This window comes from Gordonia sp. N1V, assembly GCF_029269935.1.
Lineage (GTDB): Bacteria > Actinomycetota > Actinomycetes > Mycobacteriales > Mycobacteriaceae > Gordonia > Gordonia polyisoprenivorans.
Map to the genome: position 1 here is coordinate 128,771 of NZ_JARJDD010000005.1, position 14,218 is coordinate 142,988.

General features: G+C 67.3%; 12 protein-coding genes. 10 read left to right on the top strand and 2 right to left on the bottom strand.

Annotated features, from left to right (window positions below):
• Nucleotides 1-152: 152 nt before the first annotated feature.
• The 10 genes from P3L18_RS08850 (at nucleotide 153) to P3L18_RS08895 (ending at nucleotide 11,105) form a co-directional block, all read left to right on the top strand.
• Nucleotides 153-956 carry a metalloregulator ArsR/SmtB family transcription factor gene (locus P3L18_RS08850; RefSeq protein WP_274379701.1) on the top strand — a complete coding sequence of 268 codons (804 nt, stop codon included), beginning with the start codon at nucleotides 153-155 and terminating at the stop codon, nucleotides 954-956.
• Complete coding sequence (gene sufB, locus P3L18_RS08855) at nucleotides 953-2,425, top strand: Fe-S cluster assembly protein SufB (protein WP_006370315.1); 1,473 nt, start codon at nucleotides 953-955, stop codon at nucleotides 2,423-2,425. Before P3L18_RS08850 ends, sufB begins: the two co-directional genes overlap by 4 nt.
• Nucleotides 2,425-3,597, top strand: a complete 1,173-nt coding sequence (gene sufD, locus P3L18_RS08860) for a Fe-S cluster assembly protein SufD (protein ID WP_014359955.1) — start codon at nucleotides 2,425-2,427, stop codon at nucleotides 3,595-3,597. The genes sufB and sufD overlap by 1 nt, the downstream gene beginning before the upstream one ends.
• A 72-nt stretch (nucleotides 3,598-3,669) precedes the next feature.
• Entirely contained in the window at nucleotides 3,670-4,443 is a 774-nt protein-coding gene (gene sufC / locus P3L18_RS08865) for a Fe-S cluster assembly ATPase SufC (protein WP_276113894.1), read from the top strand.
• 37 nt (nucleotides 4,444-4,480) lie between these two features.
• Nucleotides 4,481-5,788, top strand: coding sequence for a cysteine desulfurase (locus P3L18_RS08870; RefSeq protein WP_079929637.1), 1,308 nt, complete (start codon nucleotides 4,481-4,483; stop codon nucleotides 5,786-5,788).
• Nucleotides 5,788-6,270 (top strand): Fe-S cluster assembly sulfur transfer protein SufU, encoded by a 483-nt coding sequence (gene sufU / locus P3L18_RS08875; protein ID WP_006370319.1) that lies wholly within the window; start codon nucleotides 5,788-5,790, stop codon nucleotides 6,268-6,270. Before P3L18_RS08870 ends, sufU begins: the two co-directional genes overlap by 1 nt.
• Nucleotides 6,267-6,656 (top strand): metal-sulfur cluster assembly factor, encoded by a 390-nt coding sequence (locus tag P3L18_RS08880; protein ID WP_006370320.1) that lies wholly within the window; start codon nucleotides 6,267-6,269, stop codon nucleotides 6,654-6,656. Before sufU ends, P3L18_RS08880 begins: the two co-directional genes overlap by 4 nt.
• A gap of 6 nt (nucleotides 6,657-6,662) precedes the next feature.
• Nucleotides 6,663-7,130, top strand: a complete 468-nt coding sequence (locus tag P3L18_RS08885) for a DUF1992 domain-containing protein (protein ID WP_006370321.1) — start codon at nucleotides 6,663-6,665, stop codon at nucleotides 7,128-7,130.
• Nucleotides 7,131-7,170: 40 nt separating this feature from the next.
• Nucleotides 7,171-8,535, top strand: coding sequence for a 3' terminal RNA ribose 2'-O-methyltransferase Hen1 (locus P3L18_RS08890; RefSeq protein ID WP_079929644.1), 1,365 nt, complete (start codon nucleotides 7,171-7,173; stop codon nucleotides 8,533-8,535).
• Entirely contained in the window at nucleotides 8,532-11,105 is a 2,574-nt protein-coding gene (locus P3L18_RS08895; protein WP_276113895.1) for a polynucleotide kinase-phosphatase, read from the top strand. The genes P3L18_RS08890 and P3L18_RS08895 overlap by 4 nt, the downstream gene beginning before the upstream one ends.
• 28 nt (nucleotides 11,106-11,133) lie before the next feature.
• Here the strand turns inward: P3L18_RS08895 and P3L18_RS08900 are convergent, their stop codons facing one another.
• Nucleotides 11,134-12,882, bottom strand: a complete 1,749-nt coding sequence (locus P3L18_RS08900) for an NAD(P)-binding domain-containing protein (protein WP_276113896.1) — start codon at nucleotides 12,880-12,882, stop codon at nucleotides 11,134-11,136.
• A 152-nt stretch (nucleotides 12,883-13,034) separates the two neighbouring features.
• On the bottom strand, nucleotides 13,035-14,186 hold the full coding sequence (locus tag P3L18_RS08905; RefSeq protein ID WP_014359961.1) for a lycopene cyclase family protein: 1,152 nt from the start codon (nucleotides 14,184-14,186) through the stop codon (nucleotides 13,035-13,037).
• Nucleotides 14,187-14,218 lie beyond the last annotated feature (32 nt).

Sequence of the window (14,218 nt, forward strand, 5' to 3'; positions counted from 1 at the left end):
GAGGTGGCGGCCGTGATCTCGTCGGGTACGGCAGGTGGGGGCAGGGCTACAGGGGGGCAGGGCTAAGGGCACCCTTGCTGGCACGAGGGAATCAATTACGTCACACTCGTGTTGTGAAAACCATGCGCGGTGATGTTGTGTGGGGCGAGACCATGCCCGACGCCGCCCATCATGGTGTCCACGCCGATGGGCAGACGCGGGCTGCGGTCATCTCCCTGCTCGTGGAGGACGGTCCGTTGACGGCAGGGGAGATCGCCGACCGGCTCGGGATCAGCGCCGCCGGAATCCGTCGTCATCTCGACGCGCTCACCGCGGCGGGCGATGTCGAGGAAGCATCCCCGGCGTTCGGCCAGCGAGGCGGTCGAGGACGTCCGGCGAAGTGGTTCCAGCTGACCGCGGTCGGCCGGGGCAAGCTCCGCCACGCCTACGACGATCTCGCCGGCGCGGCGATGCGCAAGCTGCGTGACCTCGGCGGTTCCGATGCAGTCGCGGACTTCGCCCGCGAACGGGTGGAACGCATCGTCGACGGCATCGATCCCGCGACCGATCCGTCCACGGTTGCCGGGACCGTCACCGAGATCGCCGAGGCGCTGACCAGTGCCGGATACTCGGCGAACACTCGGCAGGTCGGCGCAGGCATGCAGATCTGTCAGCACCACTGCCCGGTGGCGCATGTGGCCACCGAGTTCCCCGAGTTGTGCGAAGCGGAGACCGCGGTATTCACTGAGTTGCTCGGCACGCACGTGCAGCGACTGGCGACCATCGCCAACGGTGACTGCGCGTGCACCACCCACGTTCCGCTCCCGCATCCCGATCCACCCCCGGATGCCACCGCACGGTCGGATCCCGAAGAGCGTCAGCCGGATCCCGAAGAACATCAGCACAGCACGACCCCGACGAGTGATGCACAGCCCGCATCCGCTCGACACCCCCAGAGTCGAAAGGCTTCGCGATGACAGTCACCGATCCCACGGTCACCACCGCCGGCGAGTCCACCCCGGTCGGCAAGGCGGCGCCGCTCACGCAGGAAGAGACCATCGCGTCGTTGGGCACGTACGGCTACGGCTGGGCCGACTCCGACGTCGCGGGCGCCAGCGCCCAGCGCGGCCTGTCCCCGGCGGTCGTCGCCGACATCTCGGGCAAGAAGTCCGAGCCGCAGTGGATGCTCGATCAGCGTCTCAAGGCGCTCAAGATCTTCGATCGCAAGCCGATGCCGCACTGGGGTGCCGAACTCGACGGCATCGACTTCGACAACATCAAGTACTTCGTGCGTTCGACCGAGAAGCAGGCCACCTCGTGGGAGGAACTGCCCGAGGACATCAAGAACACCTACGACAAGCTCGGTATCCCCGAGGCGGAGAAGCAGCGGCTCGTCGCCGGTGTGGCCGCGCAGTACGAGTCCGAGGTGGTCTATCACCAGATCCGCGAGGATCTCGAGGCGCAGGGCGTCATCTTCCTCGACACCGACACCGGTCTCAAGGAGCATCCGGAGATCTTCCAGGAGTACTTCGGATCGGTCATCCCGGCGGGTGACAACAAGTTCTCCGCGCTGAACACCGCGGTGTGGTCGGGCGGCTCGTTCATCTATGTCCCGCCGGGCGTGCACGTCGACATCCCGCTGCAGGCCTACTTCCGGATCAACACCGAGAACATGGGCCAGTTCGAGCGGACGTTGATCATCGTCGACGAGGGTGCGTACGTGCACTACGTCGAGGGGTGCACCGCACCGATCTACAAGACCGACTCGCTGCACTCCGCGGTCGTCGAGATCATCGTCAAGAAGGGTGGTCGCTGCCGCTACACGACCATCCAGAACTGGTCGAACAACGTCTACAACCTGGTCACCAAGCGCGCCAAGGCCGAGGCCGGCGCCACCATGGAGTGGATCGACGGCAACATCGGGTCCAAGGTGACGATGAAGTACCCGGCCGTGTGGCTCACCGGTGAGCACGCCAAGGGTGAGGTGCTCTCGGTCGCGTTCGCCGGCGAGGGACAGCATCAGGACACCGGCTCCAAGATGGTGCATCTTGCGCCCAACACCTCGAGCAACATCGTCTCCAAGTCGGTCGCGCGGGGCGGTGGCCGCGCCTCCTACCGTGGTCTGATCAAGATCAACAACGGCGCGCACGGCAGCCGGTCGACGGTGAAATGCGATGCGTTGCTTGTCGATACCATTTCGCGCAGCGACACCTATCCGTATGTCGACATCCGCGAGGACGACGTCACCATGGGCCACGAGGCCACCGTGTCGAAGGTCAGCGACGATCAGCTGTTCTACCTGATGAGTCGCGGACTGACCGAGGACGAGGCGATGGCGATGGTGGTCCGGGGCTTCGTCGAGCCGATCGCCAAGGAACTCCCGATGGAGTACGCGCTCGAACTGAACCGTCTCATCGAACTCCAGATGGAAGGAGCCGTCGGCTGATGGCCGATCCGACATTGCCGGTGGTTTCCGCCGGACCGGTCAACAAAGGCGAGCAGTTCACGTCGTTCGACGTCAACGCCTTCGAGGTACCCAGCCCGCGCGAGGAGGCGTGGCGGTTCACCCCGTTCCGTCGCCTCCGCGGTCTGCATGACGGCACCGCCGAGCGCACCGCGGAGGCGACCGTGACGGTCGGCGGCGCGGGCGACGGGGTCACCGTCGACACCGTCGGGCGCGACGACGAACGTCTCGGCCAGGGCGGCGTACCGTTCGATCGCATTGCCGCGCAAGCGTATTCGTCATTCACCCAGGCGACCGTGGTGACGGTCGGGCGAGAGGTCGAGCTCGGCGAGCCGGTCACCATCGAGGTCACCGGACCCGGCGAGGGCCAGACGGCGTTCGGGCACCTGCAGATTCGGCTCGAACCGTTCGCGCGTGCCGTCATCGTCCTCGATCAGAAGGGTGGCGGAACGTATGCGGAGAACGTCGAGTTCGTCGTCGGCGACTCCGCCGCACTGACCGTCGTCAACGTCCACGACTGGGCCGACGACGCCGTGCACGTGGCCGCCCACCACCTGCGGGTGGGACGGGACGCCACGGTTCGTCATTTCGCGATCAGTCTGGGCGGCAACCTCGTTCGTCTGTCCCCGGTGGTGCACTACGACGCACCCGGCGGTGACGTCGAATTGTGGGGTCTGTACTTCGCCGACGCCGGCCAGCACCTCGAACAGCGCCTGCTCGTCGATCACAGCCAGCCCAATTGCCGCTCCAATGTCGTGTACAAGGGTGCGCTGCAAGGCGATGCGACCGATCGTGCGCGCGAGGCGCACACCGTGTGGATCGGCGACGTGCTGATTCGCCCCGAGGCCGAGGGCACCGACACCTTCGAGCTCAACCGCAACCTGGTGCTCACCGACGGCGCACGCGCCGACTCGGTACCGAACCTGGAGATCGAGACCGGCGAGATCGTCGGCGCCGGACACGCCAGTGCCACCGGCCGATTCGACGACGAGCAACTGTTCTATCTGCAGGCCAGAGGTATCCCCGAGGATCAGGCCCGACGGCTGGTCATCCGCGGATTCTTCGGCGAGATCATCGCCAAGATCGCGGTTCCCGAGCTCCGCGAACGACTCGAGGCGGCGGTCGAGGCCGAACTCGAGATCGCCGGCGCCTGACCCGCCGACGTAAAAACCTCGCACCGGACATCAGCCCACACGCACCCACAGACACCCATCAAGGAATCAATCGTGAGCACACTGGAAATCCGTGACCTGCACGTCAACGTCGCGCAGAGCGACGCCGACGCCGAACCCATCCACATCCTCAAGGGTGTCGATTTGACCGTGAGCTCCGGCGAGACGCACGCGATCATGGGGCCCAACGGATCCGGCAAGTCGACGCTGTCCTATGCCATCGCCGGGCACCCGAAGTACCAGGTGACCCAGGGCTCGATCACCCTCGATGGCGAGGACGTCCTCGAGATGAGTGTCGACGAACGCGCGCGTGCCGGACTGTTCCTGGCGATGCAATACCCCGTCGAGGTGCCCGGCGTGTCGATGTCGAACTTCCTGCGGACCGCGGCGACCGCAGTGCGCGGTGAGGCCCCCAAGCTGCGCCACTGGGTCAAGGAGACCAAGGAGGCGATGACCGCCCTGGAGATCGACCCGTCCTTCGCCGAACGCAGTGTCAACGAGGGCTTCTCCGGTGGCGAGAAGAAGCGCCACGAGATCCTGCAGCTCGACCTGCTCAAGCCGAAGATCGCGATTCTCGACGAGACCGACTCCGGCCTCGACGTCGACGCGTTGCGCGTGGTCAGCGAAGGCGTGAACCGCTACAAGGAGTCCGAGAACGGCGGCATCCTGCTGATCACGCACTACACCCGAATCCTGCGCTACATCAAGCCCGATCACGTCCACGTGTTCGTCGGGGGACGCATCGTCGAATCCGCGGGCCCGGAGCTCGCCGACGAACTCGAGGACAACGGCTACGTACGTTTCACCTCGGCGGCCGCGAGCCGCTGACCCGGTGCACGACGCCGGGTCTGTGAAAGGAGCACTCGTGACTCTCTCCGCAGACGCCGTCGGGTCCGGGACCACCGGCCTCGACATCGCCGCAGTGCGTGCGGATTTCCCGATCCTGGCGCGCACCGTCCGGGACGACAAACCGCTGGTGTACCTCGACTCCGGGGCGACCTCGCAACGGCCTCTGCAGGTTCTCGACGCCGAGCGTGAGTTCCTGACGACCCGCAACGCCGCGGTCCACCGCGGTGCGCACCAGCTCGCCGAAGAGGCGACCGACGCCTACGAGGCCGCCCGGGAGACCATTGCCGGTTTCGTCGGTGCCGCCCCCGACGAGATCGTGTTCACCAAGAACGCCACCGAGGCCCTGAATCTGGTGACCTACACCCTCGGCGATGACCGCAGCGCCGATGTCCTGGGTGGCCGCGCACTCGGTGAGGGTGACACCGTCGTCGTCACCGAACTCGAACACCACGCGAATCTCGTTCCCTGGCAAGAACTCTGCCGCCGCACCGGTGCCACCTTGAAGTGGTACGGGGTCACCGGCGGCGAATCGGCCGACGCGGGACGGATCGATCTGGACTCACTGGACCTCGACGAGACCGTCAAGGTGGTGGCGTTCACCCATCAGTCCAACGTGACCGGTGCGGTCGCCGACATCGCCGAACTCGTACGCCGTGCGCGTGCGGTGGGTGCGCTGGTGGTCCTCGACGCCTGCCAGTCGGTGCCGCACATGCCGGTCGACTTCGCCGCACTCGACGTCGATTTCGCGGCCTTCTCCGGACACAAGATGTTCGGACCGTCCGGTGTCGGCGTGCTCTACGGCAAGCAGGCGTTGCTGAATGCGCTGCCGCCCTTCCTCACCGGTGGATCGATGATCGAGACCGTGTCGATGGAGATGTCGACGTACGCGCCCGCACCGCAACGGTTCGAGGCCGGTGTACCGATGACCTCACAGGTCGTCGGCCTCGGCGCGGCGGTCGACTACCTGCGGTTGCTGGGCATGAACGCCGTTGCCGCACACGAGCACTCACTGGTCGAGCGGGCGTTGTCGCAACTCGGCGAGATCGGTGGCCTGCGCATCATCGGCCCGACCACCACCACCGACCGCGGGGGAGCGGTGTCGTTCGTCGTCGACGGAATCCACGCCCACGATCTCGGCCAGATCCTCGACGACGAGGGAGTCGCCATCCGGGTCGGCCACCACTGCGCGTGGCCGCTGCACAAGCGGTTCGGTGTCGCCGCAACCGCACGCGCGTCGTTCGCCGCATACAACACCCTCGACGAGGTCGATGCGCTCGCCGCAGCGATCCGCAAGGCGCAGAACTTCTTCGGGGTGAATGCCTGATGCGGATGGAGCAGATGTATCAGGACGTGATCCTCGATCACTACAAACATCCGCACGGCCGTGGTCTGCGCGAGCCGTTCGGCGCCGAGGTCGCCCACGTCAATCCGACCTGCGGGGACGAGGTGACCTTGCGGGTCGCCCTGAGCGACGACGGCACCACCGTCGCCGACGTCTCCTACGACGGACAGGGCTGTTCGATCTCCCAGGCCTCGACGTCGGTGCTCTACGACCAGATCGTCGGGTTGCCGGTCGAACAGGCGCTGGCGACCGTCGACTCGTTCAACACGATGATGACCTCGCGCGGCAAGGATGACGGCGACGAAGACGTCATCGGCGACGGCATCGCCTTCGCCGGCGTGAGCAAGTATCCGGCCCGGGTCAAGTGCGCCCTCCTGGGATGGCTGGCGTTCAAGGACGCGTTGGCACGATCGGTCGAGGCACTCGAATCGCAACCAGCATCGCAAGGAGCGGAGACAGCATGAGCATCAATCCCGACGCGGGCGACGTCGACACCACAGCCGGTGACCCGGCGCCGACCGGCCCGAGTACGTCGCTGCCGCAATTCGACGACGTCGAAGAGGCCATGCGCGATGTCGTCGACCCCGAACTGGGCATCAACGTCGTCGATCTCGGACTCGTCTACGGCATCGAGATCACCGACGACGCCGTCGCGAAACTCGACATGACGCTGACGTCGGCGGCGTGCCCGCTCACCGATGTGATCGAGGATCAGACCCGCGGTGCGCTGGTCAACAGCGGACTGTGCACCGAGGTCGAGATCAACTGGGTCTGGCTGCCGCCGTGGGGCCCGGACAAGATCACCGACGACGGCCGCGAGCAACTGCGCGCCCTCGGGTTCACCGTCTAGCGGCCGGTGACCGGACCGGACGGCGGTGAGCCCGCATCCACCGGACCCGAGGGACACTTCCGACGGGTACGGCGGTGGCGTCCGCAGCGTCACGAGTCACGGGTCGAGAAGATGATCCGCGAGGCGACCGAGCGTGGCGAGTTCGACAATCTGCCCGGAATGGGTAAGCCGCTCAACCTGTCCGGACTCGATGACCCCGATTGGTGGGCCAAGCAGAAGATCCGCGACGAAGACCTCGACTCGACCGCACTGTTGCCACCCACCCTGCAGCTGCGCAAGGAGCGCGACACCTTCCCGGAGTCGTTGCGCGGCATCGCCGACGAAGGCGTGGTCCGGACGATCCTGACCGACTTCAACACCCGGGTGAAGCAGGACCGGTTGCGTCCGAGCGTGGGCCCGGCCTCACATCTGGTGTGCCGCACCGTCGACGTCGAGGAGATGATTGACCGCTGGCGGCTGTTGCGACACAGTTGACCGGCCAAAACCGTTTGCCCCCACCGATAGTGTGGTCGGCGTGTTGATGACCCTGGAAGTACGTGGTGGACCGGACGGCCCGGCGACCGACGTCGGGTACCTGCTGCACAAGCATCCCGATCGGGTACAGCGGTTCCCGACCAGCCAGGGCGTGGCCACCGTCTTCTACCCGATCGCCGACGACGACCGGTGCCGGGTCGCGATGCATGTCGACGGCATCGGCATCCGTCCGACGCGCGATTCCGGGACATCGCGATACGTCACCGCCGTCCCGTACGAAGCGTCCACCCGCATGGTGGTCGCTCTGGGCAAGGTGTTCGGTGACGCACTGGCCGGACGCTGCCACCAGCGGCCCGAGCTGGTCGACCGAGCGTGGGACCTCACCGTGCGCGCCGCTGCGGTTCCGTGCCCCGGTGGCCCCGACAACGTGAGTGCCGAGGATCTCTTCGAGCCGCTCGGTTGGACCGTCGAGATGACACGCGAGGCGCTGGTGCCGGTGGAATGGGGGAATTCCGACCACGGGGTGCTCACCGTGCGCGGATCGTTTCGCGTCGTCGACGCCCTGCGGCATCTCGCCGTGCTCCTGCCGGTTCTCGCCCGCGTCAAGCACTACTTCGTCGACGACGCCGAGATAGAGAAGTTGGTGCGGCTCGGTGACATGTGGCTGCCCGCTCACCCGCACGCCGCGGCCATCACCCGCGCCTACCTGAAGGATCTGCCAGGTTTGGCCGACCAGGCGATCACCATGGTGTCCGGATCGGGTGAGCCGACCCCCGACGTCAGCGAGCCGGGGAACCGGTTGTCGCACACAAGGGCCCAGGAGGTCATCGGACTGCTGTCGGCCTCCGGTGCGCGGTCTGTCCTCGATGTCGGGTGCGGTGAGGGGCGACTGTTGGCCGAACTGGCGGCGCAGACCCCGATTCCGAGGCTCGCCGGTGTCGACGTCTCGTCCGACGCACTGCACCGTGCGGCGCGACGGTTGGAACTCGTGCGGCAGGTCGAGCTCTGGCAGTCGTCGCTGATGTACGCCGATCCGCGCTGCTCCGGATATGACGCGGTGGTGCTGATGGAGGTCATCGAGCACATCGACCGAGGGCGGCTGCCGGTGGCGATGGCCTCGGTGTTCGACGACATGGCCCCGGCCACCGTCGTCGTGACCACGCCCAACCGCGAGTTCAATGCCCGTTACGGGTTGGCCGCCGGCGAATTGCGTCACCCCGATCACCGTTTCGAGTTCGACCGTACGGAGTTCGCCGACTGGTGCGCGGAGGTCTCGGCGGAGTTCGACTACACCCATGTCCGTGGCGGAATCGGTGACCGGGACGCCGAGGCGGGGTCGCCGACCCAGTACGCCGTGTTCACCCGCACCGATCCCGCGCGATCTGCGGAGGGAGTGACACCATGACCGTCCTCGAGATCCCCGACCTGTGCCTGGTGGTCATGGTGGGAGTGTCCGGCTCCGGCAAGTCCACCTTCGTTCGCCGTCACTTCGACACCACCGAGGTGCTGTCGTCGGATGCCTTGCGCGCCATGGTCGCCGACGACCCCACCGATCAGTCGGCCACCGCCGATGCCTTCGCGGTGCTCTCCGACGTCGCCGGACGGCGTCTGCGTCGCGGACTGTTGACCGTGGTCGACGCGACCTCGCTGCGTCCGGAGGACCGTCGGGTGCTGCTCGACCTCGCACGCGAGGCAGACGTCTTCGCGGTCGCCATCATCCTCGACGTCCCGCGCGGCGAGCTCACCAGGAGAGCATCGGTCACCGGCACCGACGAGGGGGTCCTCGCACGGCAGTACAACCTGCTGCGCAACAGTCGAAAAGTGCTGCGCAAGGAAGGGTTCCGGTACGTCCATCATCTCGACGGAGTCGCCGAGATCGACGCCGCCCAGGTCGTCCGAACACGCCTGTACCACGACAAGCGCGATCTGCACGGGCCGTTCGACATCATCGGCGACGTCCACGGATGTGCCACCGAACTCGTCGACCTGCTGCGGGCCCTCGACTGGGTGGTCGAGGTGGGTGACGATGGCCGGGTCCGCGGCGTCCCCGAACACCCGCAGGGCCGCACGGCGGTCTTCGTCGGCGATCTCGTCGACCGTGGTCCGGACAGCCCGCAGGTCATCGCGGTGGTGCGGGCGATGGTCGATGCCGGCCGCGCACTCTGCGTGCGCGGCAACCACGAGGAGAAGCTGGTGCGGTTGCTCCGCGCCGGACCGGGCAATGGGCGCGGGTCAGGTGGTGCCGAGATCCGCGCGCGACACGGCGCCGACCTGACGTTGGCGCAGCTCGCACAGACGACCGACGAGTTCCGCACCGAGGCAACGGAGTTCCTCGACGGTCTGATCACCCAGCTCGTGCTCGACGACGGACGACTCGTCGTCGCGCACGCGGGGCTCGCCGAGCGCTACCACGGACGCACATCGGGGCGGGTCCGCAGCGCGGCGCTCTACGGTGAGACCACCGGTGAGACCGACCGCTGGGGATTCCCGGTGCGGATCGACTGGGCCCGGAACTATCGCGGGCAGGCGCAGGTCGTGTACGGACACACTCCGGTACCGCAGGCGGCGTGGGTCAACAACACGATCTGCATCGATACCGGATGCGTGTTCGGAGGCGCGTTGACGGCGGTGCGTTACCCGGAGCGGGAGGTCGTGTCGGTGCCGGCACGGGCGACGTACTTCGATGCCGGACGCCCGCTCGGTTACGGGCACAGCGCTGCCGACGACCGCGTGCGTGCACGGCTGCGCCTTGCCGACGTCGTCGGAAAGCGCTCCATCCGAACCGGATACGGGCCACCGGTGTCGATTCGCGCCGAGAATGCGGCGGCAGCACTCGAGGTGATGTCGCGATACTCCGTCGACCCACGATGGTTGCGTTACCTGCCGCCGACGATGAGTCCGATCGGCTCCGATCGCGACGATCTCCTGGAGAGTCCCGGCGCCGCATTCACGTTCTTCCGCGAGCAGGGCATCTCGAGAGTGATGTGCGAGGAGAAGCACATGGGGTCGCGCGCGATCATGGTGCTCACCGCCGACAAGGACACCGCGTTGCGCTGTTTCGGGGTGCGCGGTGGCAGTGGCGCTCTGTACACGCGTACCGGTCGGCCCTTCTTCGACGGCTCCGACGAGCACGCGCTCCTCGCGCGGGCGCGCACCGCGGCCACTGGGTTGTTCGACCGGCTGGACGCGACGTGGCTGATCCTCGACGCCGAGCTGCTGCCGTGGAACATCAAGGGCGAGAGCCTGGTTCGTGACGAGTTCGCCGAGGTCTCCGCGGCCGGCCGGGCCGAAAGCGAGGTGCTGCAGAGCGAACTGGCCCATGCACAGGCCCGCGGCCTGGCGCTGGACGCCGACCTCGACGCACTCGTGCGTCGTCGAGCCGACCTCGGCGCGTTCACCGACGCCTACGCGGGCCATGTGCACCCGGGCGCCGGAATCGACGACGTTCGCATCGCGCCATTCGAGGTGCTGGCCTGCGGGGGTGGCTCGGCAGGGGAGATGACCCTCGAGTCACGCTCGCACGCATGGCATCTGGACGCCGCCGCGACCCTCGCCGATGCCGACGACGGAGTGTTCACCCGAACCCGCCACCGCGTGGTCGACGTCGATGATCGGCGCTCGTGTGCGGCTGCGGAGCAGTGGTGGGCCGATCTGACATCGACGGGTGGCGAGGGGATGGTCGTCAAACCGTTCGCCAATGCGGTGCGCGACGCTGCCGGACGTTTGCCGCCGGCCGGGGTCAAGGTCCGTGGGCGTGAGTATCTGCGCATCGTCTACGGGCCGTCGTACCTCGATGACCTGGCGCGCTTGCGATCTCGCGATCTGCGGCACAAGCGGTCGATGGCAGGGCGTGAGTATCGGCTGGGCCGTGAGGCCCTGGCCCGCCACGCGGCGGGAGCCCCGCTCTGGCAGGTGCACGAGTGCGTCTTCGGGGTGCTGGCGTTGGAATCCGAGCCCGTCGACACCCGCCTGTGAGCACTCACATCATGTGCCCCGTGAACACTCACATCATGTGTTCGGGATGGATGTGGGTGGGCATCAGCTGCAGCATCGACATCCGGAAGGCCATCTCGCGGCGGTTGTCGACGAGTTCGGAATACAGGTCGGTGAGGGCGGCGTCGCCGAGATTGTGCGGCCCCACCACGCGATAACAGGAAGGGTTGAAGCTGCCGAACCACAGCTGGATGAACAGCTTCGGGTTGGTGAGCATCATCCGCATCGGGATCAGACACCCGATCTCACGCGCGAGCGCGTCGAGGTAGAGCACCTGGGACGGGATCGCTTCGGTGTGCCGAGGGCTCAATGCCGTCCAGTACTCCTCCCACTCCTTCTCACGCCCGATGCGTTCGTCGATGTCGGCGGGCGGGGTGAGTGTGCCGCTGAGCACCCGGGCGAAGTACCGCGCCTGCATCTCCGCGCACACCGGGATTCCGCCGGAGAACGGACGCACGAAGCCGATGAAGGCCACCGTGCCCTGGTGTTCCGGATGCAGGAAGTGCTTGTACAGGTTGCGCACGTTGCCGTCCTTGACCTGTAGGTCGCCGATCGACAACGACTCCTTGGTGAAACCGGTACACAGCACCACCGTGTCGAACTCGGCGGAGGTGCCGTCGCCGAAGGTGATCGCGGTGCCCTGCGAGTGCGTGAGCCCGCGGTCGTTGAGTGTCACCCGCCCGCTCACCAGGTGCGGGATGAAACTGACGTTCTTGCAGAAGATGGTGCGTTGTGCCCAGCTGCCGTCGGGATGCGACCGTCGATTCCAGGTCCGGATCAGTTCGAAGTTCGCGTCGTCGTGCACGGTGCCCACGTCGAGTTTGGGCGGGAACATCGGCTCGCCCATCGGATTCAGTGCAGACTTCGGTCGGCGGCGGGCGGGAACGAGTCGTTCGGTTGCCACCCGGACCGCGCCGAGCGCGGTCGTCACCACCCCGAGGACGACCGAGACCGCGAGGAACACGGCCTTGGCGATCGTGCTCGTTCCCCAGAACGTGTCGAGGACGAACGGCTCGTCGCTCGAGCGGCGCAGCATCTCGTGGTGGTGCGACCGGACGGTCCCGTGGTCGGTGGTGCGGTCGCCGTTCATGATCCGGGGCAGCAGGTAGTTGTAGGAGCGGATCGACAGCGTCGCCGCGGCGGCGACGTCACCCACCTCGCGCACGATGTCGGCGCCGGACTCGGCGAGCCCGACGATCAGGACGCGTTTTCCACGAAAACGTTCGTTGTTGCGGTACTCGCTGGAGTGCACGATCTCCCCGGTGAATCCCTCGAGCTCGGCGATGTCGCGATTCGGCGTGGCGAACGGCCCCGAGCACACCGCGACCGCGTCGAACCTTTCGGCACGGACGGCTCCGGCGGCGTCTCCGGCGTCGCGTACATCGACCCGCCACGTCGTGCCGTCACGGGTGACATCGACGACCTCATGACCGGCTCGGATGTGCTCGAGCAGACCGAACCGTTCGGCGTATCCCTTCAGGTAGTCGAAATATTGTGCCCGCGAATAGAACTCGCGCTCACCCCGACTGCCGTCGCTGACGTGGGGATGATCGGAGTAGGCCATCAGCTTCATCGAGATGGTCAGCATCAGGGTGTCGTAGGCCTTCATCTGCGCGGCGTCCGCGCCGTCGGCGTCGCGCAGCCAGATCCCGCCGACATCCGGATTCTTCTCGAAACAGACCACCTCGTGGCCTTCGTCGAGGAGTTGTTTGATGGTCGTGAGACCGCACGGACCGGCGCCGACCACGCAGACCTTCATGGGATGTCCTTCGAGATGCGAGTCGGGGCGCTGCCGCCGACACCCGGCACCGGATTGGTGTTAGGCGAGGCTAACATTAGTTGCAGGGCGCCCTCAAACCGCGCGACGAAACGGGGACCAAGGTCCCGCGAGAACCATGATGGTCACGCCGATCAGGTGCGGCCGCGCATCGTTCGTCGTACGAGGGTGGTACGGGTGGGCTGATCGAGAGCCGCGAACACCCGGCGCATCGCGGCAAGGGTGCCCGTGAGATCTGCGCGTTCGCTCAGGTAGCTGCGCTGTGACTCGAGCGGCAACGCGAGAAAGGCGTCGAAGAACCGAACGGTTTGCACGGGGTCGAGACCCAGCAGGACCGCGGCCCCGCGCAGGCGCAGACGCCACACCTGCCGTGCACGCCACGGCCACAACACCTCCGAGGCGTCCTCGTCGTCGGCGACCGCCCGTGCTGCGGTGTCGGCCCACCGCAGCGCGGTCGCCACGCCGTATCCGGTGGTCGGATTCACGAATCCGCCTGCGGCGCCGAATCGCAGCGGCTCGAGACGCCACGGGGTGGGCGAGGCGACGAGCACCGGGAACGACACCCGCTCACGGTGCCGTGCGCCGTCGCCGGAAATGCCGTGGCCGGCCAGGCGGACGGTGAGGCGGTCGGCGAGTTCGGCGACCGGCAGGGCCGGGCGGCCGATCAGGCAGGTCTCCTCGAGGAGGATCGCGTCGTCGCCGACGGGTACGGCGTAGAGGAACGACGGTGCCGCGCCGCGGGGGCTCCACGGCGGACCGTGTCGCGGCGCTCGCCAGTCCATGAGGACCGCCTCGGCGCCGTCGAGGACCGGCGCCGCCTCGTCGCGTCCGACCACGATGCCGAATGCCGTCTGGCGCGGGGCCGCCCGGGCCGACGGGCCGTCGGCCGCCGCGCCCCGACAATCGAACACCGTCCCGGCGCGATGGACGGTGCCGCCGTCGGTGATGACCCGGTCGGGGGCGACGTGCCGCGCCCGGGCCTCGACGACGTCGACGCCGTCGAGGTGCAGGCGTCGTTGCAGCCCGACCGTGTCGAAGACGCTGTAACCGCGTGGGATGTGACGCCGGTGGACCGCATGGGCGGCCACCGACGCCGTCCGTGCGGCGATCACCGAGTCGTCGAGCCATGCCGGTAGCTCGTCGGTCCACGCCGCATACGTTGCGGTCCATCGTCGTTCGACGCGCGAATCGATGAGCGTCACCGGCACGCCGTGATGGGCGAGCCGATGGGCCAGTGCCCGGCCGGAAGGTCCGGCACCGATCACGATCGCGGCCGGGCCCCTCACCCCAGCACCCTTACCCCAGCACCCTCACACCC

Coding starts and splice junctions, on each gene's coding strand:
- P3L18_RS08850 (WP_274379701.1), top strand. CDS start 153: ATGCCCGACGCCGCCCATCATGGTGTCCACGCCGATGGGCAGACGCGG.
- sufB (WP_006370315.1), top strand. CDS start 953: ATGACAGTCACCGATCCCACGGTCACCACCGCCGGCGAGTCCACCCCG.
- sufD (WP_014359955.1), top strand. CDS start 2,425: ATGGCCGATCCGACATTGCCGGTGGTTTCCGCCGGACCGGTCAACAAA.
- sufU (WP_006370319.1), top strand. CDS start 5,788: ATGCGGATGGAGCAGATGTATCAGGACGTGATCCTCGATCACTACAAA.
- P3L18_RS08880 (WP_006370320.1), top strand. CDS start 6,267: ATGAGCATCAATCCCGACGCGGGCGACGTCGACACCACAGCCGGTGAC.
- P3L18_RS08895 (WP_276113895.1), top strand. CDS start 8,532: ATGACCGTCCTCGAGATCCCCGACCTGTGCCTGGTGGTCATGGTGGGA.
- P3L18_RS08900 (WP_276113896.1), bottom strand. CDS start 12,882: ATGAAGGTCTGCGTGGTCGGCGCCGGTCCGTGCGGTCTCACGACCATC.